The organism is Sphingomonas sp. Root710, from assembly GCF_001429065.1.
Classification (GTDB): Bacteria; Pseudomonadota; Alphaproteobacteria; order Sphingomonadales; family Sphingomonadaceae; genus Rhizorhabdus.
This window is the reverse complement of sequence record NZ_LMIB01000001.1, coordinates 500,353-527,260: the sequence shown is the minus strand read 5'-3', so window position 1 is coordinate 527,260 and position 26,908 is coordinate 500,353. Positions and strand designations below refer to the sequence as shown.

The following is a 26,908-nucleotide window of genomic DNA, read 5'->3' as shown; positions in this document are numbered from 1 at the left end:
CGTGTCGCGCTACTCCGCGATTCAATTAATCCGGTAGCCCAATCAGCGATATTTGCCGCCCATATCCCGGCTCGCCTAGATGGGTTGCGCGCCGGAAGCTGAAGAAGCGCTCCGGCTGGGCATAGGTGTCCTCGCCAAGCGCGATCACCCGGCCGATCCCGGCGGCGGCGAGACGATGTGCAACATAGGCCTCGATATCGAACTGCGCATGGCCCGGCTTGCGGCCATCGGCGAAGAAGCGCTCGTTCGCCGGATCGTCAGCCTCAAAGCGCCGGACGAAGCCTTCGTCCACCTCATAGCTTACGCGCGCGATGCATGGGCCTATCGCCGCGACCATGTTGGCGCGGTCGGCGCCGAGCTTCTCCATTTCGTCTAGCGTCCGGTCGGTGACGCCGGTGATTGCGCCCTTCCAGCCGGCATGCGCCGCACCCACCACCCCCGCCCCGGCATCCGCGAACAGCACCGGCACGCAATCAGCGGTCAGGATGCCGAGCAGCAGGCCCGGCCGGTCGGTGACCAGCGCGTCGGCATGCGGCCGGGCTTCGTCGGCAAACGGCGCGGTCACGGCCACAGCATCGGGCGAATGGACCTGGTGCAGCGTAACCAGCGCATGCGCCGGCGCGACCGCCTCGACCGCGCGGCGGCGATTCTCCAGGATCGCGGCGCGATCGTCGTCCGACCCGAGACCGACGTTGAGCCCTGCATGAATGCCCGCCGACACCCCGCCCTCCCGTCCCAGAAAGCCGTGCGGCAGGCCGTCCAGCGCGGCGACGGTGATCGGGCGCACGCTCATACGGTCGGCTTCTGGGCGAAGCCCGCGGCGACAACGCCGGGGGTATCCTCGACGATCACCGCATCGACCCGCGACGGCGGCGAACCCCGATGGCAGCGCGCTATCAGTTCCTCGACCTTGTCGGCCGGTCCTGCCGCCACCGCCTCGACCGATCCATCATGGCGATTGCGGACCCAGCCATCGAGGCCCAGTTCGGTCGCCTGTTCGACCGTCCAGGCGCGGAAGAACACGCCTTGCACCTTGCCTTTGACGTGGATGCGGCGCGCTATCCGCTCGTCGCTCATCCCACCTGCGCCCGGTGCAGCAGCTTCTGATCGGCCAGCACCAGGGCCATCATCGCCTCGACCACCGGCGCGGCGCGGATACCGACGCAGGGATCATGGCGGCCCTTGGTGCGGATATCCGATTCCTTGCCATCACGTCCGATCGTCTCGACCGGGGTCAGGATCGACGAGGTGGGCTTAAGCGCGACGCGCACCACCACCGGCTGGCCGGTCGAAATGCCGCCCGCGATCCCGCCGGCATGGTTGGCGAGGAAGACCGGCGCGCCGTCATTGCCGGGCCGCATCGGATCGGCGTTAGTCTCACCGGTCAGCCGCGCGGCGGCAAAACCATCACCGATCTCGACGCCCTTGACCGCGTTGATGCTCATCATCGCCGCCGCTAGCTCGCTGTCGAGCTTGGCGTAGAGCGGCGCTCCCCAGCCCGCCGGAACCCCTTCGGCGACGCATTCGACCACCGCACCGACCGACGAGCCCGCCTTACGCGCATCATCGACGATTTTTTCCCAGCGTGCCGCCGCTGCCCGGTCCGGACAGAAGAACGGATTCTCGTCGATCGCCTTGTCGTCGAACGTCGCCCGGTCGATCGCGTCGCCGCCCAGTTCGACCAGATAGGCGCGAATCCGCACCTCCGGGATCACCAGCCGCGCGACCGCCCCCGCCGCGACCCGCGACGCGGTCTCACGCGCCGAGGAGCGTCCGCCGCCGCGATAGTCGCGAAAACCATATTTGGCGTCATAGGCATAGTCGGCATGGCCCGGCCGATAGGCGAGCGCGACTTCCGAATAATCCTTCGAACGCTGGTCGACATTCTCGATCATCAGGCTGATCGGAGTGCCGGTGGTCTTCCCCTCGAACACGCCCGACAGGATGCGGACTGCGTCTGGCTCCTGCCGCTGGGTCGTGAAGCGAGAGGTGCCCGGACGGCGCTTGTCGAGCCAGGGCTGCACATCGGCCTCGCTCAACGCCAAGCCCGGTGGGCAGCCATCGACCACCGCGCCGATCGCGGGCCCATGGCTCTCCCCCCAGGTGGAGAAACGAAAGAAGCGGCCGAAGGTGTTGTAGCTCAAAGCCCCTCTCCCTGCGGGAGAGGGAGGGGCCCATGCGCAGCATGGGAGGGTGAGGGCACGCGCTCGAGCAGGGCAAGCCGAACGACTTCCAGCACGCCGTCGAGATTTCCCGTCACGTCATTGTTCCAGAAGCGGACCACCCGATATCCCTCGCGTTTCAGATATGCGTCGCGCCGTACGTCATATTCTTGGTTTTCGCCATGCTGCGATCCATCGGCTTCGACAACCAGTCCCGCCTCGATGCACGCGAAGTCGGCTATATAATTACCAATCCAATATTGCCGACGAAACTTGAAGCCTTCCAAGCGACGAGAGCGCAATCTGCTCCACAACATCCGCTCCGGCTCCGTCGCGAACTTTCGCAGCTCGCGGGAGCGGGCAAGAGCATCAGTGCCGTCGATCGACTTCATCCGCGTGCCCTCACCCTCCCACCGCTACGCGGCGGGCCCCTCCCTCTCCCGCCCGGGAGAGGGATTCAGATCAAGCCAGCGCGATGTCCGGGGCGTCTTCGGCCTTCATGCCGATGACGTTGTAGCCCGCGTCGACATGGTGGATCTCGCCGGTCACGCCGCTCGACAGGTCCGAGAGCATGTAGAGGCCGGCGCCGCCGACATCCTCGATCGTCACGTTGCGGCGGAGCGGCGAATTGAGCTCGTTCCACTTCAGGATGTAGCGGAAGTCGCCGATGCCGCTGGCCGCCAGCGTCTTGATCGGGCCCGCCGAGATGGCGTTGACGCGGATATTTTCCGGGCCCAGGTCCATCGCCAGATATTTGACGCTGGTCTCCAGCGCCGCCTTGGCCACGCCCATGACGTTGTAATGTGGCACGACCTTCTCGGCCCCATAATAGCTGAGCGTCAGGATCGACCCGCCATTGGGCATGAGCGGTCTCGCCCGCTTGGTCACGGCGACAAGGCTGTACGCGGATATGTTCATCGTGAGCAGAAAATTGTCGAGGCTTGTGTCGACATATTTGCCGCGCAGCTCGTTCTTGTCCGAAAAGCCGATCGCGTGGACGAGGAAATCGATCGTCGGCCAGCGTTCCGCTAGCTGCCCGAAGGCCACGTCCATCGCGGCGTCGTTCGAAACGTCGCATTCGATCAGGAAATCCGAACCGACCTGCTCGGCCAGCGGGCGCACGCGCCGCTCCAGCGCCTCGCCCTGATAGCTGAAGGCCATTTCGGCCCCCTGATCGTGAAGCGCCTTTGCGATTCCCCACGCCAGCGAGCGATCATTGGCGAGCCCCATGATCAGCCCGCGCTTCCCCTGCATCAAACCCGCCACATGATCTCCCTTACTGATTGGGCGTGTCGTCCTTTACAGATGTTTCGGGGGTTTCGGCTAGAGCCGCGTTGAGATGTGCGCCGAAAACCAGGCCGAGGCCGACCAGCCAGAAAAACAGCAGTGCGACGATCACGCCGGCCAAGCTGCCATAGGTGCGGCCATATCCACCAAAGGCAGCAACCACGATCGGCAGCAGCATCGTTACCGCCATCCACCAGAGCGCGGTGAAGATCGCGCCCGGCCATTTGGGATAAGGGCCGATACGGTATTTCGACGGCGTCAGCGTTGCGAACATCGCATAGAGCGCGCCGATCAGCATCAGCAGCGGCGCGATCCGCGAAAGGTTGATCAGCGGTTGGAATTGGGTGCCGATAGGTAGCAGCCGCCAGATCAACTGCTCGACGCCGGTCAGCACCACCTGGGCGCTGAACGCCGCCATCGCCAGGATAACCGACATGAAAATGATCAGGATCGATCCTGCACGATAATGCCAGAAGCCCTTCGATGGCTTGGTGCCATAGGCGCGATACAAGATGTCGCGAATCGTCTCGACAAAGCTTCCGACGGTCCACAGTCCGACGATCGCGCCGAGCCACAGCAGCGTCCCCTTTTCATTGACGGCGAGCACGTCGTTGATCGGCTGTGCGATCAGGTCTCGGACCGAGCGCGGCACCGTCTGGAGAAATCCGTACACGGCATGCTGGACATCGGGAGTGCGGCCGAACAGTTGCGCCAGAGCAGCCATCACGATGAAGAAGGGGAACATCGTCAGTAGCGCGAGATAGGCGATGTTGCCCGCGTGGATGAAGCCATCGGCATAGACGCCTACGGCAGCGCGCTTGAACACCGTGTAGATCCGCCCGCCGGGCCGCATCTGGTTGAGGTGCTTGTCGAACGGCCGGCGGCGGCGCGCTTCGGGGGATTCATCCGTCACCAAAGCGCGCCGCTCCTATCCCTTTGAAATGCTCTGCTCTTAAACGCCCAGATTGGCGCGCGGGTTGCGCTGCCCCTTGCCCGACCATTTTTCCACGAAGGCCTCGAGTTCGGCATCGTCGGCGGGAATGTCGATCATCACCGTCACCAGCTGATCGCCGCGCGTTCCATCCTTGCGGTGGAAGCCCTTGCCCTTCAGCCGCAGCGTTTTGCCGGAGCCTGTGCCCTTGGGGATGCCCAGCATCACCGCGCCATCCACCGTCGGCACCTTCACCTTGGCCCCCGCGACCGCCTCGTCTAGCGCAACCGGCAGGTCGAGCCGAACGTCGTCCCCGTCGCGGGTGTAGAAACGGTGCGGGCGCACCTCCACCGTAATGATCGCGTCGCCATTGCCGCCTGGCCCGGCATCGCCCTGCCCGCTCAGACGCATCTGGATGCCGGTCTCGACCCCATTGGGCAGCTTGACGTCGATCGTCTTGCCGCTGGACAGGGTGATGCGTTGCGGCTTCAGCGCCGCCGCATCCTCGAACGGCACTGCGAGCCGATAGGACACGTCCGCGCCCTTGCTCGGCATGCCGCCGCCCTGCGTGCCGAAGCCGCCGAAGCCGCCGGGGCGGCGCGGACCGCCACCTCCGCCACCGCGGGACCGGCCGAAAATGCCTTCGAAGATGTCCCCGAAATCGGCGCCATCGCCGCCGAATTCGAAGCCGCCGCCGCCCGGGCCCGGGCCCGGCCGGAAGCCACCGCCACCGCCGCCGCGGCCACCGAAGCCGAAGGGGCCGCGCGGATTGCCCTGCTCGTCGATCTCGCCGCGGTCATATTGGGCGCGCTTGTCGCGATCGGACAGCAGGTCATAGGCCGCCGTTACATCGGCGAAGCGCTCGGTGGCTTTGGGATTATCCTTGTTACGGTCGGGATGAAGCTCCTTGGCGAGCTTGCGGTACGCCTTCTTGATCTCGGCCTCGTCCGCGCCCTTCTTCACCCCAAGCTTCGAATAAAGGTCCGCCATAGTCGTCGTCGTCATCCTGCGTCGCACCCTGTTGCATTTTTGCAACAGATCAGATGTGTAGCGAGACGCCATTGCGCAAGTCAAAATTTGTAGCGCCGATGGCAACCCGCCGGTTCCGCCCGCGTTCTTGCGGCCTAAACCGCCCAACTACAAGCGAGTTACCTTTTCATGGCGCCCTATCCGTGCCCCAATTGCCAGCGCCTCAATCATTTCGAAGTGCGTGTCTGCCCATCCTGCGCCTTCACGCTGGGCTATGACCCCGCGTCGGACGGCTTCCTGTTCCTGGGCGACGGCGCGACCACCTGGCGCGACGGCAGGGGCGACGCACATGACGTCGCCGTCTGCGCCAACAACAACGCCCATGGGGTCTGCAACTGGCTGGTGGCGACGAACGACGCCACACCCTATTGCCGGGCCTGCCGCCACAACCGGACCATCCCCGATCTGACGGCCGCGACCGTGCCCGAGCGCTGGGGCAAGATTGAAGCCGCCAAGCGGCGCTTGTTCCACACGCTGATCAAATTGGGCCTGCCACTCGAAACGAAGGCCGAAGAAGTCGATAATATCCAAGGACTTGCTTTCGATTTCTTATACGACCCCTCAGCTGAAGAGCTGGGTCAGGCGCAGGTCTATACCGGACATGACGGCGGTATCATCACGCTCAACCTGATCGAAGCGGACGACGCGGCGCGCGAGCAGGCGCGTAGTGCGATGGGCGAGCCCTATCGCACACTGCTGGGCCATTTCCGGCACGAGGTCGGCCATCATTATTGGTCGCGGCTGGTCGAAACCAACCCGCAGGAGCTCGCGGCCTTTCGCGCGGTCTTCGGTGACGAGACGATCGACTATGCCCAGGCGCTCGCCGATCATTATGCCGGAACCGGCGGCAAGATCTGGACCGACGACTATGTAAGCTATTACGCCACCTCCCACCCTTGGGAGGACTTCGCAGAGACCTTCGCCCATTATCTCCACATGGTCGATACGCTGGCCACGATCGGCGGAGTCGACATGCGCATGGCGCCCTTCCCCGGTCCGGAGAGCAATGCGGGCGCCCGGGTGGACTTCGATCCCTATACTGCGCCGACCGACGCCCTGACCGCACAGATGGTACCGTACAGCTTTGCGCTCAACGCGGTGAACCGCAGCATGGGACAGCCCGACCTCTATCCCTTCCACCTGTCTCCGGCGATCACGGGCAAGATCGACTATGTGAACCGGCTGGTGGCGAAGGCGGCGGGACGGGGCAACATGGCCGACACTCATGCCGACGCTGCCTAGCCGATCGGCTCCACGTCCACGGAAACCTCGATCTTCTGGCCATCCTGTCCGGTGAAGACACCGTCGATCGGCGCTACGTCGGCATAATCGCGGCCCATCGCGGTGATGATATGATCCTCACCGACCATGCAGGCATTGGTCGGGTCGAAGCCCAGCCAGCCGCGCTTGGGGCCGCACCAGATCACGACCCAGGCATGGGTCGCGTCGGCGCCAACCAGCCGCTCCTTGCCCGGCGGCGGAATGGTGCGGAGATATCCCGAGACATAGGCCGCCGCTATTCCCGCGCCGCGCAGTCCCGCGATCATGATCTGGGCGAAGTCCTGGCACACGCCATGGCGCTTCTCGAAGGCTTCCTGCGGCGTGGTGTCGACTGTCGTTGCGCTGCCGTCATAGGTGAAGCGGTCGTGGATGCGGGTGGCGAGCGCCAGCCCGGCTTCTACGATGCCGCGATGCGCGTCGAGATGCTCCGAACACCAGGCGGTGATCTCGGAACTCAGCGGAATCGACGGCGATGGGAAAAGATAATTGGCCGGGCTTTCAACGCCCAGGTCGAGCGTGGTCCGCGCCGCCGCCGACACCTCGGCAATCGTGGCGTCATCGCGGCGCGGCACCGGCGTGGCGCGATCGACCCGGATACGGAAATGGCTGTCGATCACCAGTTCGCGGGTCGGCCGCTCCATCACCATGCGGCTGACGTTTCCAAGATAGCCGATCGGCCGCGTACCGGTGATCCGGGCCGGCGACGACAATTCCAGATCATAGCTTTCCAGCGTCTGGCCCGCCCATTCGACGGGCCGCAGCCGCAGGTTGCAGCGCGCGAAGCTCACCGGATAGGCGTATCGGAAGCGGGTCTTGTGGCGGACCTGATAAAGCGTCACGCCAGCGTCATCCCGGCCATGCGATAGCCTTCGCTGCCCTGCAGGAAGAAGCGGGCGCTGATCGCATTGGACAGTTCGGACAACATATTCTCGATGCCCAGCATCATCGTCCCGTCGAGCGTCTCCGCGCTGGCGGTGCGGATCGCCGCCTCGATCCGGTAGAAGATCGTGACGTGCGGCTCGGCCATGAAGTCGTCGCGCAGCGCGGGCAGCGCCTTGAGATGCTCGGATATCCGTTCGGCCTGATAGGCGACCGAGCGAGGATTATAAGGATCGAGCGCGACCAGATCGCGCACCGGCTCAAGCGCGAGCCCGGCAAGATAGCGCGCCCGGTAGCTGATCTGGCTGTCGCACAGGTCGAGCAGCGTGGTCAGGTCGTCTGCCGAGGCGTCCTTGCCGCCGAATATGCGAACGAGCCGGGATGTCCACAGCGCGCGTTCGATCCGGCGGCCCATATCCTGAAAGCGCCAGCCCGCGGTGCGGCCCATATTCTCCGCCGACAGGCCCGCCAGCGCCGAAAAGCGCTCCTGCAGGTCGATCGCCCGCGCCAGCGTCGCCTCGGCATCATCGGAGGTGGCGCGCGGCAGCGGCGCATCGACCAGCCGCCAGACGTCGGCCGACAGCCGGTCGCGCGTGCCACTGGCGATCGACCGCGCATTGCGCATCAGGCTCGCGACACTGGCTGCCCCCTGACCGTCGAGCGCGAGGAGCGCCAGTTCGCGCAGGTCGTGGGTCTCGCCCGCATCCTCATCAGGCTCCTCTTCATCGGCATGCTCGTCGCGATCCTGCGCCGCCGCCCCCGAGGCGACGAGCATCGTGCCGAGCCGGTCCAGCGTCAGCGGGAAAAGCGCCGCGCCGCCATCGGCGACGATCGATCCGCCGAGGGTGGCGCGGACCAGCCGCAACGTCGCTTCGCCTCGTTCGAGATAGCGGCCGAGCCAGTAGAGATTGTCGGCGGCACGACTGGGCAATGTGCCGGGATTCCGCCGGATCGGCACCTTCTGGGGCAGTAACGACACGGGCTCGACGGTCCGGCTGCCGACCACGCAGACGTCCGCCGAGAAAGCCCCATCGCCCATCACCGTTGCGCGCGCGTCGGAATCGTCACCGATCCGGGCGAAACCGCCGGGCATCACCGTCCATTGTCCCTGCCCGTCGCGGGCCGCGAACACGCGCACGGTGAACGGGCGCGGCACCAGTTGGCCATCCTGTACCGCCGGCGTGGTTGACAGGTGGACATCCTCCTGCGCCACATAATCCTCGGGACGGCGCGCCATATCGGCAAGCAGCGCCGCCCGCTCCGCCCCGCTCAGCGTCGCTGCAAGCACGGGCCGTCCACGCGGCAGGCCGACCGGCGCGTCGGTAAAAGCCGGCGCGATCAGCAGCTCGTCGAGCCGCGCCTCGACCTCGGCGCGCGGCTTTTCCTGACCGCACCACCAGGTCGCGATATTGGGCAGCTTGAGGTCCTCGCCGATCAGGCGGCGTGCGAGTGATGGCAGGAAAGCGCCCATCGCGGTGGATTCGACGACGCCCGCGCCTGGCGCATTGGCGATCACCGCCTGCCCCGCCGCCATCGCATCCATCAGCCCGGGCACGCCGATCGCCGAATTGCTGTCGAAGGCGAGCGGATCGAGCAGCCGCGAATCGATCCGCCGCCACAGCGCGTCGACCCGCTTCAGCCCCTCGATCGTGCGGACGAACAGTCCGTCATCGCGCACCGCGAGATCGCTGCCTTCGACCAGCAACAGGCCGAGATAGCGCGCGAGATGCGCCTGTTCGGCATAGCTTTGGTTATAGCGCCCCGGAGTGAGCAGGCCGATGCGCGGCTCCGACCGGCGGCATGCCGCCGCCAGCCCCTCGCGGAACGCCGAGAAGAAGGGCGCCAGGCGCTCTACGTGCAGGCGTGTCTGCAATGCACCCATCAACCGGGTCGAGGCGAGCCGGTTTTCCAGCGCATAGCCTGCACCGACCGGCGCGCGAACATGGTCGTCGAGCACCCGCCAGTCGCCACCCGGATCGCGGCACAGATCGACCGCGTAGATGTGGAGGCGATGGCCGCCGGGCGGCGGGACCCCGATCTGCGAGCGCCAATAGGCGCGGCTGCCGGTGATCAGCGCCGCGGGCAGCCCGCCCGATGAGACCAGCTTCTGATCGCCAAAAATGTCGTCGAGCAGCAATTCGAGCAGTTCGGCGCGCTGCGCCACGCCCGCGGCGATGATAGCGAAATCATCTTCACCGATCAGCAGCGGCATCGCCGAAACCGGCCAGGGGCGCTCGCGCTCTTCTCCGGGCAGACGAAAGGCGGTGCCGAGTTCCTGGACCTGCCGGGCCATGCGCTGCTGGAGCAGGTCGAGCCGTCCCTCGCTCAGCCGCGCGACGCCTTCGAACAGGCCATGCCACCATTTCGCACCGCGCCCGACATCGCCACGCAACGCGTCGGCAGTGCCCGCCTTGGCAATATAACTGTGGAGCCAGCCTTCCCCCAGGCTGGGCATTCCCGGCAACTCGGCCATCATGTCCCCCTGCATGGCCCTGTTCACCAGTTAGGCGGCGCGCGAAGGTCAAGCGTCATCGGGAACTCGCTCGGGCGTTCAACCAGCGGCATCGTCACCGGCCCCGGCGTGTGGCCGTGATTCTGGAAGCGGGCGCGGCGGCGCGCCTCGGCTTCGAGATCGTTGATCGGCACGCTGTCATAATTGCGTCCCCCCGGATGCGCGACATGGTAGACGCATCCGCCTAGCGAACGACCATTCCACTTGTCGAGCAGATCGAAGGTCAGCGGCGCATCGGCATCGAGCAGCGGGTGGAGGCAATTGGCCGGCTTCCAAGCCTTGTAGCGCACCCCGCCGACCGCTTCGCCCGGCACGCCGGTCGGCGTCATCGGCACCGCGCGGCCGTTGACCGCGACGATATGGCGGCCCGGCACAAGCCCGCTCGCCTTGACCTGGAGCCGCTCGGTCGAACTGTCGACATAGCGCACAGTGCCCCCGATTGCTCCGGTCTCGCCCAGCACATGCCAGGGCTCGAGCGCATGGGCGATCTCCAGCGTCACCCCACCCGCCGAAACGGTGCCATGCACCGGGAAGCGGAACTGGCGCTGCGCCTCGAACCATGCGGGATCGAAATCATAGCCTGCATGGCGCAGGTCGCCCAGCACCTCCAGGAAATCGGCCCAGACGAAATGGGGCAGCAGGAAGCGGTCGTGGAGCGCGGTGCCCCAGCGGACCAGCCCGCCCTTTTGCGGTTCGCGCCAGAACCAGGCGGTGAGCGCGCGCAGCAGCAATTGCTGGGCAAGGCTCATCTTCGGCTCAGGCGGCATTTCGAAACCGCGGAATTCGAGCAGGCCGAGCCGCCCGGTCGGCCCGTCGGGCGAGAACATCTTGTCGATGCAGATCTCGGTGCGATGGGTGTTGCCGGTGACGTCTACCAGCAGATTGCGGAACAGCCGGTCGACCACCCAGGGCGGCGGGACCTCGCCCTCGCCCGGTGCGGGCACCTGCGCCAGCGCGATTTCCAGCTCGTACAAGCCGTCATGCCGCGCCTCGTCGATGCGCGGCGCCTGGCTGGTCGGACCGATGAACAGCCCTGAGAAAAGATAACTTAGGGCCGGATGCCGCTGCCAATAGAGCACGAAGCTCTTGAGCATGTCGGGGCGGCGAATGAAGGGGGAGTCGTTCACCGATCGCCCGCCCAGGACGATATGATTGCCGCCCCCGGTGCCGATCGCGCGGCCATCGACCATGAACTTGTCGGCGGTCAGCCCGATTTCGCGCGCCAGATCATAGAGGCCGGTGGTGATGTCCACCGTCTCGGCCCAGCTCGCGGCGGGATGGACGTTCACCTCGATCACGCCCGGATCGGGGGTCACCTTCAGGACATTGAGGCGCGGATCGGGCGGCGGGCCATAGCCCTCGATGCGGACGGGCACGCCGGTACGGGCGGCGGTCGCCTCGATCTCGGCGACGAGCTCGAGATAATCTTCCAGCTTCTCGGTCGGCGGAAGGAATACCGCGATATGGTCGCCCCGCGCCTCGGCGGTCATCGCGGTGCGCACCGCGCCTTCGATGATCGTCTGCTCCTGCCGTTCCTGCGCCGCCGCGCCGCCGGCGACGGGCGCGACCGTTTCCGAACGCTGGGCCGGAGCTTCGCTGCGCTCCGCCGCGAAATCGGGCAAAGGACCGCGAATCTCGGTCGTATCCTGGACGTGGAGATACGGATAGTCGGCTGGCGGCACATAGGGCAGCGAACCGAGCGGCAGGCGATAGCCGATCGCGGCGTCGCCCGGCATCACGAAAAGCTTGCCGCGCCGCACCTGCCACCGCTCCGACCGCCAGCGGCCGGGGCTTTTCTCCTGCTTCACATTCCAGCGCTGGATCGGCAGGACATGGCCCACCGGCTTGCTCAGGCCGTGTTCGAACGCCTTGACCATGCGGTGACGGGCTTCAGGATCATCGATCTTGGGATCGGTGGGATCGACATTCTCCGGCAGCTGGGCTTCCTTGACCGCCCATTCGATGCCGTCCTCATAAGCCTCCTGAACCATCGCGCCGCCGACGCCCAGCCCTTCGGCGATCTCGGTCAGGAAGGTCCCGGCATCGCCGTTGTCCACCGTCTTGCCAGTCTCTCCGCCCGCGATCAGGGCGGCGTCCTTCCAGACGGGCACGCCATCGGTACGCCAATAGACCGAATAGCCCCAACGCGGCAGGCTTTCACCGGGATACCATTTGCCCTGGCCATGGTGGAGCAGACCGCCCGGCGCATAACGGTCGCGCAGCTTGCGGATCAGCCGGTCGGCATAGCCCGCCTTGGTCGGGCCGACGGCATCGCCATTCCACTCGGGCGCCTCGGGGTCGTCGAGCGCGACGAAGGTCGGCTCGCCGCCGGTTGTCAGCCGCACGTCCTGCGCCACCAGATCGGCATCGACCTTCTCGCCCAGCGCATCGAGCGCATTCCAACGCGCGTCGGTAAAGGGCTTGGTGATCCGCACCGCCTCGGCGATACGCTGGACGGTCATGTCGAAATGGAAATCGACATGCGCGGGCTCGAGCAGCGCGCCCTCGATGGGGGTCGCCGACCGATAATGCGGGGTGGCGGCGAGCGGGATGTGCCCCTCGCCCGCGAACATGCCCGACGTCGCATCCATGCCGATCCAGCCCGCGCCGGGAACGAACACCTCGGCCCAGGCGTGCAAGTCGCAGACGTCGGCGGCGACGCCCTTGGGCCCCTCGATCGGCACGATATCGGGCGTCAGCTGAATCGAATAGCCCGAGACGAAGCGCGCGGCGAGGCCGAGGCGGCGGGCGACTTGCACGAGCAGCCAGGCCGAATCGCGGCAACTGCCGCAGCCGATCGAAAGCGTATCCTCGGGCGACTGCACGCCCGGTTCCATTCGGATGACGTAGTTGACCCGCTGGTTGATTGCGACGTTCAGGTCGACGAGAAAATCGATCGTCCGGGTGCGCACGTCGGCGAACTGCGCGACGAAATCCTCGAACAGCGGGCCTTGCGGCTCGATATCGAAATAGGCCGCGAGATCGGTCGCCAGCTGGGGGGCATAGGCGAATGGGCGCTCCTCGGCATAATCCTCGACGAAGAAATCGAAAGGATTGACCACCACCAGATCGGCGATCAGATCGACCGTCACCGAGAATTCGTTGGTCCGCTCCGGAAAGACGAGCCGCGCCAGCCAGTTGCCATGCGGGTCCTGCTGCCAATTGACGAAATGATTCTCGGGCGTGATCCGCAGCGAATAGTTGTTCACCGCCGTCCGGCTGTGCGCCGCCGGGCGCAGCCGGATGACCTGCGGCCCTAGCTGGACCGGATGGTCATAACGGTAAATCGTCCGATGGTGCAGCGCCGCCTGAATCATGACCGGGAGAGTCAGCACATCCCGTTGTGCGGTGCAATGAAGACTTCACTTTTGCGTTAGATCAGGCCGCGCCAATTACCTCCAGCAAGCCCGGCAGCAGCGACAGGACGAGCAGCGCCGCCATACCGATGTTGAACGCCCGCAGCATCTCCGGCCGGGTCAGCAGTCGGCGCACCACCGTTCCGCCCCCCGCCCACAGCATGATGCAGGGCAGCCCGCAGAAAACGAGCGCCATCGCGATCACGGAGATATCGCCGAACAGATGGTCGCTCCGCGAGAAGCTGGTCGCTGCGCCCAGCGTCATCGCCCAGGCCTTTGGATTGACCCATTGGAAGGCCGCCGCGTCGAGGAAGCTCAAAGGTCTGGTCCGTGCAGACGCGCCGCCCACCCCGACCGAGGTCGCGATCCGCCAGGCAAGATAGAGAAGATAGGCGGTCGATGCGACGTGGAGGACCGTATAGAGCCACGGCACGCGCCCGATCACGCTCGCCAATCCGAGGCCGAGCAGAAGCACCATGAAGACGCAGCCGAGGCTGATGCCGATGATATGAGGCAGCGTCCTCCGAAAGCCGAAGGTGGCTCCCGACGACAGCAGCATCATATTGTTCGGACCCGGCGTGACCGTCGAGACGATACAGAATGTCACCAACGCGATGAACGTATCGAGCGGCATCGTCATCGCCTTATCGTCTGGGCGAGTTCGAATTGCGCATCGATCATCATGGTACGGCCCTGTACACGCGCATCGGGCTCTCCCGCCGCCGCGATCGCCGCGGCCGAAACCACGGCAGCAAAACCAACCAGCGAGAAGCTAGCGAGGGCCGTCATCCATATCTGTCTCATTGTCCCTATCCTGGTTGGCATTGACATGCACCAATTGCCGCGCAATGTACCACATGTCAAAGATGATATTGTCACTATGACATTAGTCTGGAATGATCCTGAGAGCACCGATGAGCTGGACCCCCGTGTTGGATGAAAATGCTGCGGCAACTGTGTCAGGGCGGCTGCTAGCGGCCTTGCGGCGCGACATCGACGACGGACAGTTGACGCCCGGCACGAAACTGCCGCCGCATCGCGACCTCGCCCACCAGCTCGGCATCGGCATCGGGACGGTGACGTCGGTCTATGGCGAAGCGGCGCGTCAGGGCCTGCTCACAGCCACCGTGGGCCGGGGCAGCTTCGTCGCCGACAACGTTCCGCGCCAGGGTGGCCATGACGGACTCATCGAACTGTCGCGTAACGTCCCGCCCCTTGGCCTTGCGCAGCGGCGTTTCGGCCCCACCCTTGCCCGGCTCGGCAAGCGCGGCGACCTCAACCAGCTCCTCGATTATGCGCCCCCCGCCGGTGAGGAGGCGCACCGCCGTTCGGCGGCCGCCTGGTTGCGGCGGGTAAGCGGTTTGCGCGATGCCCGCGCCGACCGGCTCGTGATCACCGGCGGCGCACAGCAGGCCATGTCGCTGGTGATGGATCTGTTGTGCCGTCCCGGCGACACGATCATGACCGAGGCCGCGACCTATTTCGGCATTCGCTCGATCGCGCAGGAGGGCGGCTATCGCACGCTCGGCCTCGCGATGGACGAGGAAGGGCTGCTTCCCGATGCTTTCGATCGCGCTGCGGCGGCGGGCGCCCGGATACTCTACACGCTGCCCACCCTGCAGAACCCGACCGGGCGGATCATGGGCGACGCCCGCCGCGCCGAAATCGCCGCCATCGCCCGTAAACATGGGGTCTGGATCGTCGAGGACGATCTCTATTCGATCTTCGCGACCGGCAACGCGCCGCCTCCGATCGCCGCCTATGCGCCCGACCGGACTTTCTATATCCATGGTACCTCGAAGGCGATCGCACCGGGCCTGCGCACCGGCTTCCTGATCGTACCCGACGACGATCATCTCGATCGCGTTCTGCGCCGGATCCGCGCCCATATCTATGCGCCCTCGGCGATGGGCGCGCTGATCGGCAGCCAGTGGATGGAAGACGGCACCGCCGACGAGATCGTTGCCGAAAACCAGGCCGAAATGCTGGCGCGAGGGCGGATGGCGGCGGAACGGCTGGGGCCGGCGCTGAGCGCGCCCGCCGATCCGCGCAGCCCGCATCTCTGGCTGCCCATGTCCGAACTCGAGGCCGAGCGGATGGCGGCGCGCGCGATGCGCGCGGGGGTCGAGGTGACGCCGCCATCGGCGCCGCTCATCGACCCTAGCTCGATCTCCGGGGTTCGCCTATGCCTTGGTCCGGCAACCGACCGCGCGCAATTGGGCGTCGCGCTCGATCGCGTCGCGGCCGCACTCGACGCGGCGCGCACCGAAGTTGCCGCGACGGTGATTTGATGACGACCCTGACCGATCCCTTCCCGCTTTTCGACCAATGGTTTGCAGAGGCGCGCGAGGCTGAGATAAATGATCCGGAAGCGATGGCGGTAGCGACCGCCGACGCGGAAGGCCGCCCTTCGGTCCGCATGGTGTTGCTCAAGGGCCATGATGCGCGCGGCTTCGTCTTCTACACCAATTATGAAAGCCGCAAGGCCGGCCAGCTCGACGCCAACCCGCAGGCGGCGCTGCTCTTCCACTGGAAGTCGCTGCGCCGCCAGATCCGCATCGAGGGACCCGTGAGCAAGGTCAGCGCGGCCGAGGGCGACGCCTATTTCGCCACCCGATCCCGCGATTCGCAGCTCGGCGCCTGGGCGTCGGAACAGTCGCGCCCGCTCGACCAGCGCGCGACCTTCGAGGCCCGGTACGAGGCGATCAGGCAGCGCTTCGAAGGGCAGGACGTGCCACGCCCGCCGCACTGGTCGGGCTTCCGCGTCGCGCCCGAGCGGATCGAGTTCTGGCAGGACCGCGCGCACCGCCTCCACGAGCGCCGCCTGTTCACGCGGTCGGGCGACGGCTGGATCGAGGGCCTGCTCTACCCATGACCCTTAGCGCCAATGTCCGCGCAGGTATCGCCTCGGCCTCGGTCGCCGCGACGCTGATCGCGCTGAAGGGCTATGCGAGCTGGACGACGGGTTCGGCGGCGATGCTCGGCTCGCTCGCGGACACCACGCTCGACCTGATCGCTTCGCTGGTGACGCTCTACAGCGTCCGCGTCGCCGCCGAGCCCGCCGATCGGCAACACCGCTTCGGCCATGGCAAGGCCGAGGCGATCGCCGCATTCTTCCAGGTCGTCCTGATCAGCATCTCGGCCTTCTGGATCGCGGTCAGTTCGGTGCAAAGGCTTCTGGCCGGCGAACGGCCGGAAGCGGCCGGGACCGGCATCATCGTCTCCCTGATCGCGCTGGCGCTCACGCTCGCGCTGGTGACCTATCAGCGGCGCGTGATCGCCCGGACCGGATCGATCGCGATCAGCACCGACCGGATGCATTATCAGAGCGACCTGCTGCTCAACGCCGCGGTGATCGGGGCGCTTGCGCTGGATCATTATGCCGGGCTCGGCGGGGTCGATGCGATCGCCGGGATCGCGATCGCGCTGTGGCTTTTGCTCGGCGCCTATCGCGCGTCGCAGCACGCCATCGACGAACTGATGGACAAGGAGTGGCCCGAGGAGCGCCGCCGCGCCTTCGTCGAGGTGGCCAACCGCCATCCCGAGCTGCGCGGCATCCATGAACTCCGCACCCGCACCGCGGGTCACAAGGATTTCGTCCAGTTCCACGTCTGGGTCGATCCCGACATGACCGTCGGCGAGGCGCATCGCGTGATGGACGAAGTGGAGGACAAGCTGCGCGCCGCCTTTCCCGGCGTCGAGATACTGATCCACCCCGATCCCGCCGGCCATATCGACCGCGATGAGGAGATGCTGCCGTGAAAATCCCGTTCCAGCAGGTCGACGCCTTCGCCGACCGCGCGTTCACCGGTAATCCCGCCGCGGTGATGCCGCTCGAAGCCTGGCTCGACGACGGCATCCTCCAGGCGATCGCCGCCGAGAACAATCTGGCCGAGACCGCCTTCATCGTGCCCTGGGCAGGCGGCGAGGCGGATTTCGAGCTCCGCTGGTTCACCCCGACCGTGGAGGTGGCGCTGTGCGGCCATGCGACGCTCGCCACCGGCCACGTCCTGCTCAGCCGCAACGACGCGATCGACACCGTCCGCTTCATGACCCGCCGCGCGGGCCCGCTGGAGGTGTCGCGCGACGGCGATGGGTATAAGCTCGCCCTGCCCGCCTGGCGTCTCGCGCCCAAGGCCTTGCCCGACCATGCCGCCGCGCTTGGCGGATCGCCGGTCGAGAGCCACTGGCGCGATGGCGGCTACGCGCTGTTCCGCTATGCGACCGCCGATGAGGTGCGCACACTGGAGCCCGATTTCCGCGCGATGCGGCCGCTGGGCGACATATTGTTCATCGCGACCGCGCCGGGCACCGACACCGACATCGTCAGCCGCGTCTTCGCGCCCGGCGCGGGAATCGACGAAGATCCGGTCACCGGATCGGCGCATTGTCTTCTGGCTACTTACTGGGCCGAACAGATCGGCCGCGACAGCTTCACCGCCTATCAGGCGTCCGAGCGCGGCGGCTATCTCGGTTGTGCGCTCGACGGCGAGCGGGTGATCCTGACCGGCTCCTGCGTGACCGTGATCGAAGGCGCGTTCACGCTGCGTTGAACGGCGCAGATCAGGCCGCGACCAGTTCCGCCGCCACCGTCTCGCTGATCCAGCCGCCGCCAAGCACGCGGTCCCCGGCGTAGAGCACCGCCGCCTGGCCCGGTGCGACGCCATATTCGGGCTGGTCGAAGCGCACCACGCCATCCTCGAACCGCGCCGGCACCGGCTTGGCAAGCGAACGGACCTTCGCGGTGATCGGGCCTTCATGCCCTTCGCCGATCCAGTTGATGTCGTCGAGCATCGCCGCCGACACCGCCAGCGCGCGGCGCGGGCCGACGACGAGGCGCTTTTCGGCCGGATCGAGCCGAACGACGTAGAGCGGTTCGGGACTGCCGCCGATCTCGATTCCGCGCCGCTGGCCCACGGTAAAATGGATCAGTCCCTTATGCCGCCCGAGCACCCGCCCCTGAAGGTCGACAATGTCGCCCTCGTCAGCCGCTTCGGGCCGCAACTTCTTGACGATGCTGGCATAATCCCCATCGGGCACGAAGCAGATGTCCTGGCTGTCGGGCTTGGCGGCGACGCCCAGGCCAAGCTCGGCGGCGATCTCGCGCACACGCGGCTTGGGCATGCAGCCCAGCGGGAAGCGCAGATAGTCGAGCTGGTCCTGGGTGGTGGCGAACAGGAAGTAGCTCTGGTCGCGCGCCGGATCGGCGGCGCGGTGCAGTTCGGCGCGCGCGCCCGCGCCGATCACCCGGCGGACATAATGGCCGGTGGCGAGGCAGTCCGCACCCAGGTCGCGGGCGATCCCGAACAGGTCGGTGAACTTCACCCCCTGGTTGCACCGCACGCACGGAATCGGGGTGCGTCCCGCCGCATATTCGTCGGCGAAGTCGGCGATTACCGAATCCCGGAAACGGCTTTCATAATCAAAGACATAATGCGCTATGCCGAGCCGGTCCGCGACGGCCCGCGCGTCGCGGATATCCTGCCCTGCGCAGCAACTGCCGGTGCGCCCCACCGCCGCGCCATGATCATAAAGCTGAAGCGTCACGCCGATCGTCTCGGCACCGCTCGCGGCGGCGAGCGCGGCGACGACCGAACTGTCCACGCCGCCTGACATGGCGACGACGATGCGGCGCCCCTCGAGCGAGGCTCCGGCGGCGCTGGAAAGCTGGAATTCCGGGTTCATCGCGCGGCCCATAGCAGGTCGCGTAAGTTCCGGCAAAAATAGACGAAAGTCGGCTAAAGAATCCTCCGGCCGCGTCGTTTCTTGTGCTGACACGGAAACGGAAAGCGGCCCATGAAGATCAAGATCGACGAATTCCGTATCGACGCCGCCGAGCCGGCCGAAGTCCCGCTGGACTTCACCGCGCTCTGCGCCCTGCTTGCCCAGCATCAGGCGGAAACGCCGACCGCGCGGCTCGCCCGCGACGGCGACGGCCATGCCGATGCCGTCGACCCCGCCCATCCGGCGGTGGCGGTGCTGCTGGCTGGCCCCGGACGTGCGGCCGGCGTCAACGGCGCGCATGGCAGCTTCCACGCCGCCGCCGCCGCCCGCTTCAACGACGGATCACGGTAACGAAGATGATCCGCGCATTTACCCTTCCACGCAAATCTTCCTTGAGGGGCGGCCTGCTAGGTGCGCCTCGGGGAAAGAGTTCAGGTCGACCGGCCAAGTTCGAGGTATCGCATGCTTGAGAATCAGAAGATCCGTCCGCACCAGGTCATCGGCCCGCTGGGCGAACCGCTCACGGTCGATTCGCTGCCGCCTCCCGGTACCACCCGCTGGGTCGTCCGCCGCAAGGCCGAGGTCGTGGCCGCGGTTAACGGCGGCCTGCTGACCGTCGACGAGGTATGCGCTCGATATGACCTGAGCGTAGAGGAATTCGCCGGCTGGCAGCGCGCGGTCGACCGATCGGGGATGCCCGGCCTGCGCGTTACCCGGATCCAGCATTATAAGTCGCTTTACGAACGTCAGCAGAAATACTGAGCGCACGAACGACTGGCCGACTGGGCCCGCTTCCTCCGGGGAGCGGGCCCTATTTCGTTTCCATCGTTTAATAAACTTCCGTTCATCGCCGAAAAAGGAACAAGGTCGAACGTCAAACGTAATGACAGTCGATGGCTTTCAGCGCGATCGAGAGCCTGGTGAAGTGCAGGAGGACACCATGAATCTGATCATTTTCTTGATCGTCGGCGGCATCATCGGCTGGCTGGCAAGCATTTTGATGCGCACCGATGCGCAGCAGGGCATCATTCTTAATATCGTCGTCGGTATTGTCGGTTCCTTCATCGGCGGCGTACTGTTCGGCCCGACCCTTGGCGCCGGCGGCATCTATGGCTGGCTGAGCGCTTTTCTTGGCGCGGTCATTCTTCTCGCGATCGTCAACCTCGTCCGTCGTGGCGCGATGCGCTGATCCGGACTGGATCGATGAAGAGGCCGCTGGAGCGATCCGGCGGCCTTTTTCATGCCCATGGTTGTGAGCTTCCGGCGCCGGAGTTAGGCTTTGCGCATGACGACGCGCGCAAAGCTCACCGCTTTCACCATGCCCAACCGGGGGTTCGACATCCGGCCTGCGCCGCATGAGCGGGACTGGATGGACGAGACGAACCAGCGATACGCCTATCGCTGCCTGCCGCTCGCCATCGCCAACGCGCATGGCTGGGAAATCCTGTGCCCGTCCGGCTTCTCGGCGAGCTGGCATGGGAGTGTGAAGATCGACGGGATCACCGTCACCCCGGACCCCAACACCTCCGCGCCCGCGATCAGCCATTTCGGCTATGGCATCCTCACCTTTCACATACCCGCAGTGTTCCGAACCGAAGCGGGCTACGACCTCATGGCGCAGGGGCCGATCAACCGGCCAAAGGATGGGATCGGCCCACTGTCAGGCGTCGTGGAAACCGATTGGGCGCCCTTCACCTTCACGATGAACTGGATGTTCACCCGCCCCGGCACGGTCCGCTTCGAGGCCGGCGAGCCGATCTGCCACATCTTCCCGATCCAGCGTGGCGAACTGGAGAATTTCGAGCCGGTGATCCGCCCGATCACCGATGATCCCGCGCTCCACGCCGAATTCACCGCCTGGTCGAACAGCCGCGCTAAGTTCAACACCGGTCTGCGCGAGCGCGATCCCGAAGCCGAAGCCGCCAAATGGCAGAAGCATTATTATCGCGGCCAGACTCTCGACGGCACCGATCTCGCCGGGGACGATCATCGCACCCGCATCCGGCTGGCCCCCTTCGTGCCGCCCGAAGATCGCAGCTAGCGCCATTTTGCAGCGCCAAGAAAAACAGTATATATAGGCACATCGCATCAGCGAATATGTCGCGGAAAGCGACGGTGTCCGTGTACGCTTAGGGTATCCAGTACAGCTTAGAACCAGTTCGAGCCGTCATTTGGAGTTCTCGGCATGCAGAGTTCGGATATCAGGTGGCTTCTCGGCGGCCTGTTCATCGCCTTCCTGCTCTACGTCGCGCTTTCGGATATGATCAGACGCAAGTCCTCGTCATCGCGCAAATCCCGCCGGTCGCAAGGCTTTCGTGCGGCGCGCCCGGATCAGCCGTCCGGCCGTCACAATAGCTGGAAAGCGAAATGACCCTCTCCCGCCGGGCGCGGGAAAGGGCCATTGACTGAGGCCTTAGCGGCCGGCGGGCGTCGCCGCGCCTATTCGAGTTCGAAGGTCACCGAGACGCTGATCGCAACGCGCTGCTCGCCCGCCTCGATCGAGCTGTCCGCCGCCGCTTCCTTGCGCATCATCATCATCGGCACGGGGCGCGGCATCGGGGCCTCATAGCTGCCTTCGCTGATCGCGACGATCCGCTTGATCCGCAGGCCGGTCGCGCCGGCATAGAGGGCCGCCCGCTCCCGTGCCGTGGCGATCGCCTTGCGGCGCGCCTGATCGAGCAACGGCTCGGGCTTGTCGATCGACAGCGTTGGCCCGTCGATCTGGTTCGCGCCTGCCGCGACCAGCGAATCTAGGATCGGGCCGGCCGCCCTGATGTCGCGGAAGCGCACGCTCACCCGGTTCGACGCCTGATAGCCGGTGATGACCGGCGGCTGATTATCGGCATATTTATATTGCGGGCTCAGGCTGATCGAGGTGGTCTGGATATCGCGATCGGCCACCCCCGCCTTGCGGATCGCAGCGACCGTCGCGGCCGTGCGCCGCGCATTGTCGCTCATCGCCGCCGCCGCGGTGGGCGCCTGGGTGACGACGCCCGCGCCGATCGTCGCGATATCGGGAACCGCGTTCACCTCACCGGTCGCGACGATGTCGAGCCGGGTCCCGGCAAGGGTCTGCGCCACCGGCTCCTGCGCTGCGGCGGGGCTCATCAGCGCCAGCGCCAGCGGCGCTGCCAGACCGAGTTTCGACATGATATCTCCCATTTTGGTTCGGCTCCTGCTTTGCCGCGACGATCGCGACGTGTTAGAGCGCTATGCGATCGTCGCTGCACGAAGGCTGAACGCCTTTCGGTTGCGAAATGATCCCGCCTCGCGCCCATGAATGGCAATTGTGCGCGCACTCTTGAGCGAGGTGACATATTGATATAATACAGCTCGATCGTAATCAGGGCTCGCAGGGCCAGCAGTTGAAAGCAATGGGGATGAACGTCGAATCCGGCATCCAGTCCGACTATTCGGTCTACGACTATGACGATGAGCAGGCCCGCCGCCGCCGCTGGCTGATCATCGGCGGTGCGGTCGGTCTGCTGCTGGTCGCGGCGGTCGCCGGCTATATGATGTTCGGCGGCGAAAAGGCCCCGCCCCCTGCCCCGCCCGCGCCGGGCGTTACCGTCATCGTTCCCGGCCGCACCACCATCGATGCATCGGTTTCAGCGACCGGGACCCTGTTTGCCAAGCGCGAGATGCCGGTCGGCGTCGCGGGCGAAGGCGGGATGGTGCAAAGCGTGCTGGTCGAACCCGGCGACTGGGTCGCCGCGGGCCAGACCCTCGCCGTGATCGAGCGTTCGGTCCAGTCGCAACAAGCCAATTCGCTCGCCGCCTCGGTGCGCGTGGCGCAGGCCGACGCCGACCTCGCCCAGTCCGAGCTAGACCGCGCCAAGGCGCTGGTCGCGCGCGGCTTCATCTCCAAGGCCGATATCGACCGGAAGACCGCAAGCCGCGATGCCGCCGTAGCCCGCGTCGCCGTGGCCCGCGCCCAGCTGGGCCAGTCGCGCGCCGAGATCGGCCGCCTGAACATCCGCTCCCCCGCCGCCGGCCTCGTTCTGACCCGCGCGGTCGAGCCCGGCCAAGTGGTCAGCCCCGGCAACGGCGCGCTGTTTCGCGTCGCCAAGGGCGGCGAGCTTGAAATCCGCGCGCTGCTCGCCGAGCAGGACATCGCCCGCCTGAAGGTCGGCGACCGCGCCGAAGTGACCCCGATCGGCGGAAAGCGCGCCTTCCCGGGCACGATCTGGCAGATTTCGCCGGTGATCGATCCGCAGTCGCGCCAGGGCACCGCGCGCATCCAGATGCGCTACGATCCCGCCTTGCGCCCCGGCGGCTTCGCCTCGGCGACGATCACCAGCGGCAGCGTCTCCGCGCCGCGCCTGCCCGAATCGGCGGTGCTGCACGATGAGAAGGGTGCCTATGTCTATGCCGTAGGACCGGACAACAAGGTCGTCCGCCGTGACGTGAAGACCGGCGATGTGACGGACGCGGGGGTCGTGATCCCCTCGGGGCTTCAGGGAAATGAGAAGATCGTGCTGTCGGCCGGCGCCTTCCTGAACCCGGGCGACAAGGTGACGCCGCAACTGGCCGATCCCGCCTCCATCGACCGCTGATCGATCGGAACCTGAATCATGCGTAACATCTCCGCCTGGGCGATCCGGAATCCGATTCCGCCGATCGTGCTGTTCATCGCGCTCACGCTGGCCGGCCTGATCAGCTTCGCGCGCATGGACATCAACAACATGCCCGACATCAGCTTCCCGGGCGCGCAGGTCGAGATCGTCCAGCCGGGCGCCGCGCCGACCGAGATGGAAACGCAGATCACCCGCAAGGTCGAGGCCGCCGTCGCCTCGATCGGCAGCGTCAAGTCGATCACATCCTATGTTACCGAGGGCCTGTCGGGCACCAATGTCGAATTCCAGCTCGGCACCCCGGTCGATCGTGCCGTCAACGACGTGCGCGACGCGGTCGCGAAGATCCGCTCCGAATTGCCCGAGGGCATTTTGGAGCCGCAGGTCAAGCGGATGGACGTCGATGGCGGCCCGATCGCCTATTATTCGGTGACCGGCATCGACATGACGCTGGAGCAACTCAGCTGGTTCGTCGACAATACCGTCATCAAGCGGCTTCAAGCAATCGACGGCATGGCTGCGGTGTTCCGCGGCGGCGGCGTGTCGCGCGAGATCCGCGTGGTCCTCGACCCCGCCCGGATGCAGGCGCAAGGCGTCACCGCGAGCGAGGTCAACAATGTCCTGCGCTCGGTCAACCTCAACGCCGCCGGCGGGCGCGCCGAGGTCGCCGGCGCGGAACAGTCGGTCCGCGTGCTCGGCAACGCGTCCTCGGCCTATACGCTGGGCCAAACCCAGATTTCGGTGGGCGATGGCCGCACCATCCGGCTCGCCGACATCGCCACGGTGCGCGACGCCGTGAGCGAGCAGCGCTCGATCGGCAAGATGAACGACCGGCAGGTGCTGTCGTTCGGCATCCAGAAGGCCAAGGGCGCGTCCGATGTCGAGGTCTATGATCAGGTCCAGAAGGTCCTCGCCGACCTGCGCAAGGAAAACCCGAAGATCGAGTATAAGGAACTCTATACGAGCGTCCTCTACACCAAGGCGCAATATCATTCGGCGATCGACGCGATGATCGAGGGCTCGGTCCTCGCCGTTATTGTCGTGTTCCTGTTCCTGCGCGACTGGCGCGCGACGCTGATCTCGGCGCTGGCGATCCCGCTGTCGGCGATCCCGGCCTTCTGGTTCATGGACCTGATGGGCTTTACGCTGAACACGATCAGCCTGCTCGCGCTCAGCCTCGTGGCGGGCATCCTTGTCGACGACGCGATCGTCGAGATCGAGAATATCGTCAGACATATGCGGATGGGCAAAAGCGCCTATCAGGCGTCGATGGACGCCGCCGACGAGATCGGTCTCGCCGTCGTCGCGACCACCATGGCGATAGTCGCGGTGTTCGTGCCGGTATCGTTTATGCCCGGCATTCCCGGTCAGTTCTTCGAACAGTTCGGCCTGACCGTCGCGGTCGCGGTGCTGATGTCGCTGGCGGTCGCGCGCCTGATCACGCCGATGATCGCCGCCTATTTCCTCAAGGCCGAAGGCGTGAAGGAGCATGGCGGCGGCAGGGTGATGGACCGCTATATCGAGCTTCTGCAATGGTCGCTGCGCAACCGTTGGAAAACGATATTGATCGGCGGCGGCGGTGCGTTCCTGCTGACGATCGTCCTGTTCGCCACCACCCCGTCGCAGTTCCAGCCCGCGCTCGACCTCGATTACAGCACGGTGAAGATCGAACTGGCGCCCGGCGCGCGCATCGCCGAGGATACGCAAAAGGTCGCCGACAAGGTCAGCGACATCCTGCGGCAACAGCCCGAGGTCGACGCGGCCTATGCCGATATCGGCGACAATGGCGACACCCGTTTCGCCTCGATCTACATCACGCTGAAGCCTGCCAAGGAGCGCGAGCGCACCAGCATCGAGTTCGAGCGCGACACGGCAAAGCTGCTCAGCAAGATTCCCGATGCGCGCGTCAATTTCCAGTCGCAGTCGGGCGGCTTCGGCCGTGACCTGACCATCATGCTGGCGGGCGACGACCCGGTGAAGCTGCAGAAGACGGCGAACAACCTGATCGGCGAGATGCAGAAGAGCCCGCTGATCCGCGATCCTCGCATCGACGGCGACATCCAGCGGCCAGAGCTGATCATCCGCCCGCGCCTTGATCTTGCCGCCGATCTCGGCGTCACCACCGCCGCGCTCAGCCAGGCGATCCGCATCGCGACGCTTGGCGACATCGAGCAGAATATGGCGAAATTCTCGCTGTCCGACCGCCAGATCCCTATCCGCGTGTCGCTCAGCGAGGAATCACGCCGCGACCTTGCGACGATTCAGAACATGCCGGTGCAGACGATGTCGGGCGGCACCGTCCCGCTCAAGGTGATCGCCGATATCGAGTTCGGCGCGGGTCCGTCGAAGATCCGCCGCTACAATCAGGTCCGTCGCCTCGTCATCGGTGGCGACCTGACCCCGGGCTCGATCAGCGGCGACGCCTATAAATTCATCTACGCGACCAAGACGATGAAGAACCTGCCGTCGGGCGTCCGCGAGGTGAAGTTCGGTGAACAGGAGTTCGAGGGCGACCTGATCTCGGGCTTCATCATTGCGGTGATCTCGGGCGTACTGCTGGTCTTCGCGGTGCTGGTGCTGCTCTACAAGCGGGTGCTGCCGCCCTTCGTGAACATGGGTTCGCTGCTGCTGGCGCCGCTGGGTGGCATCCTGTTCCTCAAGATCTGCGGCATGCCGATCTCGATGCCGGTCTATATCGGACTGCTCATGCTGTTCGGCATCGTCGCCAAGAATTCGATCCTGCTGGTCGACTTCGCGATCGAGGAGATGCGCAACGGCGCCGATCGCACCGCCGCGATCCTGGAGGCCGCGCACAAGCGCGCGCAACCGATCGTCATGACCTCGGTCGCGATGATCGCGGGTATGATCCCGATCGCGATCGGCCTGTCTGGCGACAGCAGTTGGCGGTCGCCGATGGCGGTCTGCGTGATCGGCGGCATCGCCATGTCGACGCTGCTGACGCTGATCATCGTCCCCGCGGGCTTCACCCTTGCCGACGATCTCGAAAAGTGGATCGGCCCCAAGCTCGGCCGCCTCCTCGTCAACAGCGAGGAGCACAAGCTGGACACGCAGCGTCCACAGCCTGCGGAGTGACAGGCTCGCCCCGGCGCAAGCCGGGGCCGCCGCCGCAGCTAATGATCGTTTCGGTTGAACAATCCGCGCCAACAGCCATT

General features: G+C 65.8%; 25 protein-coding genes. 11 read left to right on the top strand and 14 right to left on the bottom strand.

Annotated features, from left to right (window positions below; all coding sequences use genetic code 11):
- Positions 1 to 25: 25 nt before the first annotated feature.
- From pgeF to ASE00_RS02375, 7 genes are all read right to left on the bottom strand, one after another.
- Positions 26 to 793, bottom strand: a complete 768-nt coding sequence (gene pgeF, locus ASE00_RS02405) for a peptidoglycan editing factor PgeF (protein ID WP_056377494.1) — start codon at positions 791 to 793, stop codon at positions 26 to 28.
- Entirely contained in the window at positions 790 to 1,077 is a 288-nt protein-coding gene (locus ASE00_RS02400; RefSeq protein ID WP_056377493.1) for an acylphosphatase, read from the bottom strand. The genes pgeF and ASE00_RS02400 overlap by 4 nt, the downstream gene beginning before the upstream one ends.
- On the bottom strand, positions 1,074 to 2,144 hold the full coding sequence (gene aroC, locus ASE00_RS02395) for a chorismate synthase (RefSeq protein WP_056377491.1): 1,071 nt from the start codon (positions 2,142 to 2,144) through the stop codon (positions 1,074 to 1,076). Before aroC ends, ASE00_RS02400 begins: the two co-directional genes overlap by 4 nt.
- Positions 2,141 to 2,554, bottom strand: a complete 414-nt coding sequence (locus ASE00_RS02390) for an endonuclease domain-containing protein (RefSeq protein ID WP_056377489.1) — start codon at positions 2,552 to 2,554, stop codon at positions 2,141 to 2,143. The genes aroC and ASE00_RS02390 overlap by 4 nt, the downstream gene beginning before the upstream one ends.
- A gap of 70 nt (positions 2,555 to 2,624) precedes the next feature.
- Positions 2,625 to 3,428 carry an enoyl-ACP reductase FabI gene (gene fabI, locus ASE00_RS02385; RefSeq protein ID WP_056377487.1) on the bottom strand — a complete coding sequence of 268 codons (804 nt, stop codon included), beginning with the start codon at positions 3,426 to 3,428 and terminating at the stop codon, positions 2,625 to 2,627.
- A gap of 10 nt (positions 3,429 to 3,438) precedes the next feature.
- Positions 3,439 to 4,362 (bottom strand): YihY/virulence factor BrkB family protein, encoded by a 924-nt coding sequence (locus tag ASE00_RS02380; RefSeq protein ID WP_235538511.1) that lies wholly within the window; start codon positions 4,360 to 4,362, stop codon positions 3,439 to 3,441.
- Positions 4,363 to 4,401: 39 nt separating this feature from the next.
- Positions 4,402 to 5,370 carry a DnaJ C-terminal domain-containing protein gene (locus tag ASE00_RS02375; protein WP_056377485.1) on the bottom strand — a complete coding sequence of 323 codons (969 nt, stop codon included), beginning with the start codon at positions 5,368 to 5,370 and terminating at the stop codon, positions 4,402 to 4,404.
- Between the two features lie 168 nt (positions 5,371 to 5,538).
- On the opposite strand from ASE00_RS02375, the gene ASE00_RS02370 reads away from it, so the two are divergent.
- Positions 5,539 to 6,651, top strand: coding sequence for a putative zinc-binding metallopeptidase (locus ASE00_RS02370; RefSeq protein WP_056377483.1), 1,113 nt, complete (start codon positions 5,539 to 5,541; stop codon positions 6,649 to 6,651).
- On the opposite strand, the gene ASE00_RS02365 is transcribed toward ASE00_RS02370, so the two are convergent.
- The 5 genes from ASE00_RS02365 to ASE00_RS23705 form a co-directional block, all read right to left on the bottom strand.
- A complete protein-coding gene (locus ASE00_RS02365) occupies positions 6,648 to 7,529 on the bottom strand; it encodes a transglutaminase family protein (protein WP_056377481.1) in 882 nt (293 codons plus the stop codon). The two genes, ASE00_RS02370 and ASE00_RS02365, sit on opposite strands and share 4 nt — an antisense overlap.
- Complete coding sequence (locus ASE00_RS02360) at positions 7,526 to 10,057, bottom strand: circularly permuted type 2 ATP-grasp protein (RefSeq protein ID WP_056377479.1); 2,532 nt, start codon at positions 10,055 to 10,057, stop codon at positions 7,526 to 7,528. The genes ASE00_RS02365 and ASE00_RS02360 overlap by 4 nt, the downstream gene beginning before the upstream one ends.
- A gap of 8 nt (positions 10,058 to 10,065) precedes the next feature.
- Complete coding sequence (locus ASE00_RS02355) at positions 10,066 to 13,398, bottom strand: DUF2126 domain-containing protein (protein ID WP_056377478.1); 3,333 nt, start codon at positions 13,396 to 13,398, stop codon at positions 10,066 to 10,068.
- 61 nt (positions 13,399 to 13,459) lie between these two features.
- The gene (locus tag ASE00_RS02350; protein WP_056379213.1) at positions 13,460 to 14,071 is read right to left on the bottom strand and encodes a LysE family translocator; all 612 of its coding nucleotides are present in this window, start codon (positions 14,069 to 14,071) and stop codon (positions 13,460 to 13,462) included.
- A 2-nt stretch (positions 14,072 to 14,073) separates the two neighbouring features.
- Positions 14,074 to 14,226 carry a hypothetical protein gene (locus tag ASE00_RS23705; RefSeq protein WP_162256371.1) on the bottom strand — a complete coding sequence of 51 codons (153 nt, stop codon included), beginning with the start codon at positions 14,224 to 14,226 and terminating at the stop codon, positions 14,074 to 14,076.
- Between the two features lie 107 nt (positions 14,227 to 14,333).
- Here ASE00_RS23705 and ASE00_RS02345 point away from each other — a divergent pair, with 107 nt between their 5' ends.
- Genes ASE00_RS02345 through ASE00_RS02330 form a run of 4 tightly spaced genes read left to right on the top strand, consistent with a single transcriptional unit; the run spans position 14,334 to position 17,990 of the window.
- Entirely contained in the window at positions 14,334 to 15,728 is a 1,395-nt protein-coding gene (locus tag ASE00_RS02345) for a PLP-dependent aminotransferase family protein (RefSeq protein ID WP_235538510.1), read from the top strand.
- The gene (gene pdxH / locus ASE00_RS02340) at positions 15,728 to 16,312 is read left to right on the top strand and encodes a pyridoxamine 5'-phosphate oxidase (protein WP_200957867.1); all 585 of its coding nucleotides are present in this window, start codon (positions 15,728 to 15,730) and stop codon (positions 16,310 to 16,312) included. Before ASE00_RS02345 ends, pdxH begins: the two co-directional genes overlap by 1 nt.
- A complete protein-coding gene (locus ASE00_RS02335; protein WP_056377474.1) occupies positions 16,309 to 17,199 on the top strand; it encodes a cation diffusion facilitator family transporter in 891 nt (296 codons plus the stop codon). The genes pdxH and ASE00_RS02335 overlap by 4 nt, the downstream gene beginning before the upstream one ends.
- Positions 17,196 to 17,990, top strand: a complete 795-nt coding sequence (locus ASE00_RS02330) for a PhzF family phenazine biosynthesis protein (RefSeq protein WP_056377472.1) — start codon at positions 17,196 to 17,198, stop codon at positions 17,988 to 17,990. Before ASE00_RS02335 ends, ASE00_RS02330 begins: the two co-directional genes overlap by 4 nt.
- A 10-nt stretch (positions 17,991 to 18,000) precedes the next feature.
- On the opposite strand, the gene mnmA is transcribed toward ASE00_RS02330, so the two are convergent.
- On the bottom strand, positions 18,001 to 19,122 hold the full coding sequence (gene mnmA, locus ASE00_RS02325; protein ID WP_056379210.1) for a tRNA 2-thiouridine(34) synthase MnmA: 1,122 nt from the start codon (positions 19,120 to 19,122) through the stop codon (positions 18,001 to 18,003).
- Between the two features lie 111 nt (positions 19,123 to 19,233).
- Here mnmA and ASE00_RS02320 point away from each other — a divergent pair, with 111 nt between their 5' ends.
- The 4 genes from ASE00_RS02320 to ASE00_RS02305 all read left to right on the top strand — a co-directional run bounded on the left by ASE00_RS02320 (position 19,234) and on the right by ASE00_RS02305 (position 21,202).
- Positions 19,234 to 19,512, top strand: coding sequence for a hypothetical protein (locus tag ASE00_RS02320; RefSeq protein ID WP_056377470.1), 279 nt, complete (start codon positions 19,234 to 19,236; stop codon positions 19,510 to 19,512).
- A gap of 111 nt (positions 19,513 to 19,623) precedes the next feature.
- Positions 19,624 to 19,923, top strand: coding sequence for a DUF1153 domain-containing protein (locus ASE00_RS02315; protein WP_056377469.1), 300 nt, complete (start codon positions 19,624 to 19,626; stop codon positions 19,921 to 19,923).
- A 178-nt stretch (positions 19,924 to 20,101) separates the two neighbouring features.
- Entirely contained in the window at positions 20,102 to 20,350 is a 249-nt protein-coding gene (locus tag ASE00_RS02310) for a GlsB/YeaQ/YmgE family stress response membrane protein (protein WP_056377467.1), read from the top strand.
- Between the two features lie 96 nt (positions 20,351 to 20,446).
- The gene (locus ASE00_RS02305) at positions 20,447 to 21,202 is read left to right on the top strand and encodes a DUF6065 family protein (RefSeq protein WP_056377465.1); all 756 of its coding nucleotides are present in this window, start codon (positions 20,447 to 20,449) and stop codon (positions 21,200 to 21,202) included.
- Between the two features lie 398 nt (positions 21,203 to 21,600).
- Here the strand turns inward: ASE00_RS02305 and ASE00_RS02295 are convergent, their stop codons facing one another.
- Positions 21,601 to 22,311, bottom strand: a complete 711-nt coding sequence (locus tag ASE00_RS02295) for an SIMPL domain-containing protein (protein ID WP_414819825.1) — start codon at positions 22,309 to 22,311, stop codon at positions 21,601 to 21,603.
- Positions 22,312 to 22,541: 230 nt separating this feature from the next.
- Between ASE00_RS02295 and ASE00_RS02290 the strand changes: the two genes are divergently transcribed.
- A complete protein-coding gene (locus tag ASE00_RS02290) occupies positions 22,542 to 23,717 on the top strand; it encodes an efflux RND transporter periplasmic adaptor subunit (protein WP_056377459.1) in 1,176 nt (391 codons plus the stop codon).
- An 18-nt stretch (positions 23,718 to 23,735) separates the two neighbouring features.
- Positions 23,736 to 26,828 (top strand): efflux RND transporter permease subunit, encoded by a 3,093-nt coding sequence (locus ASE00_RS02285; RefSeq protein WP_056377457.1) that lies wholly within the window; start codon positions 23,736 to 23,738, stop codon positions 26,826 to 26,828.
- The last annotated feature ends 80 nt before the right edge of the window (positions 26,829 to 26,908 follow it).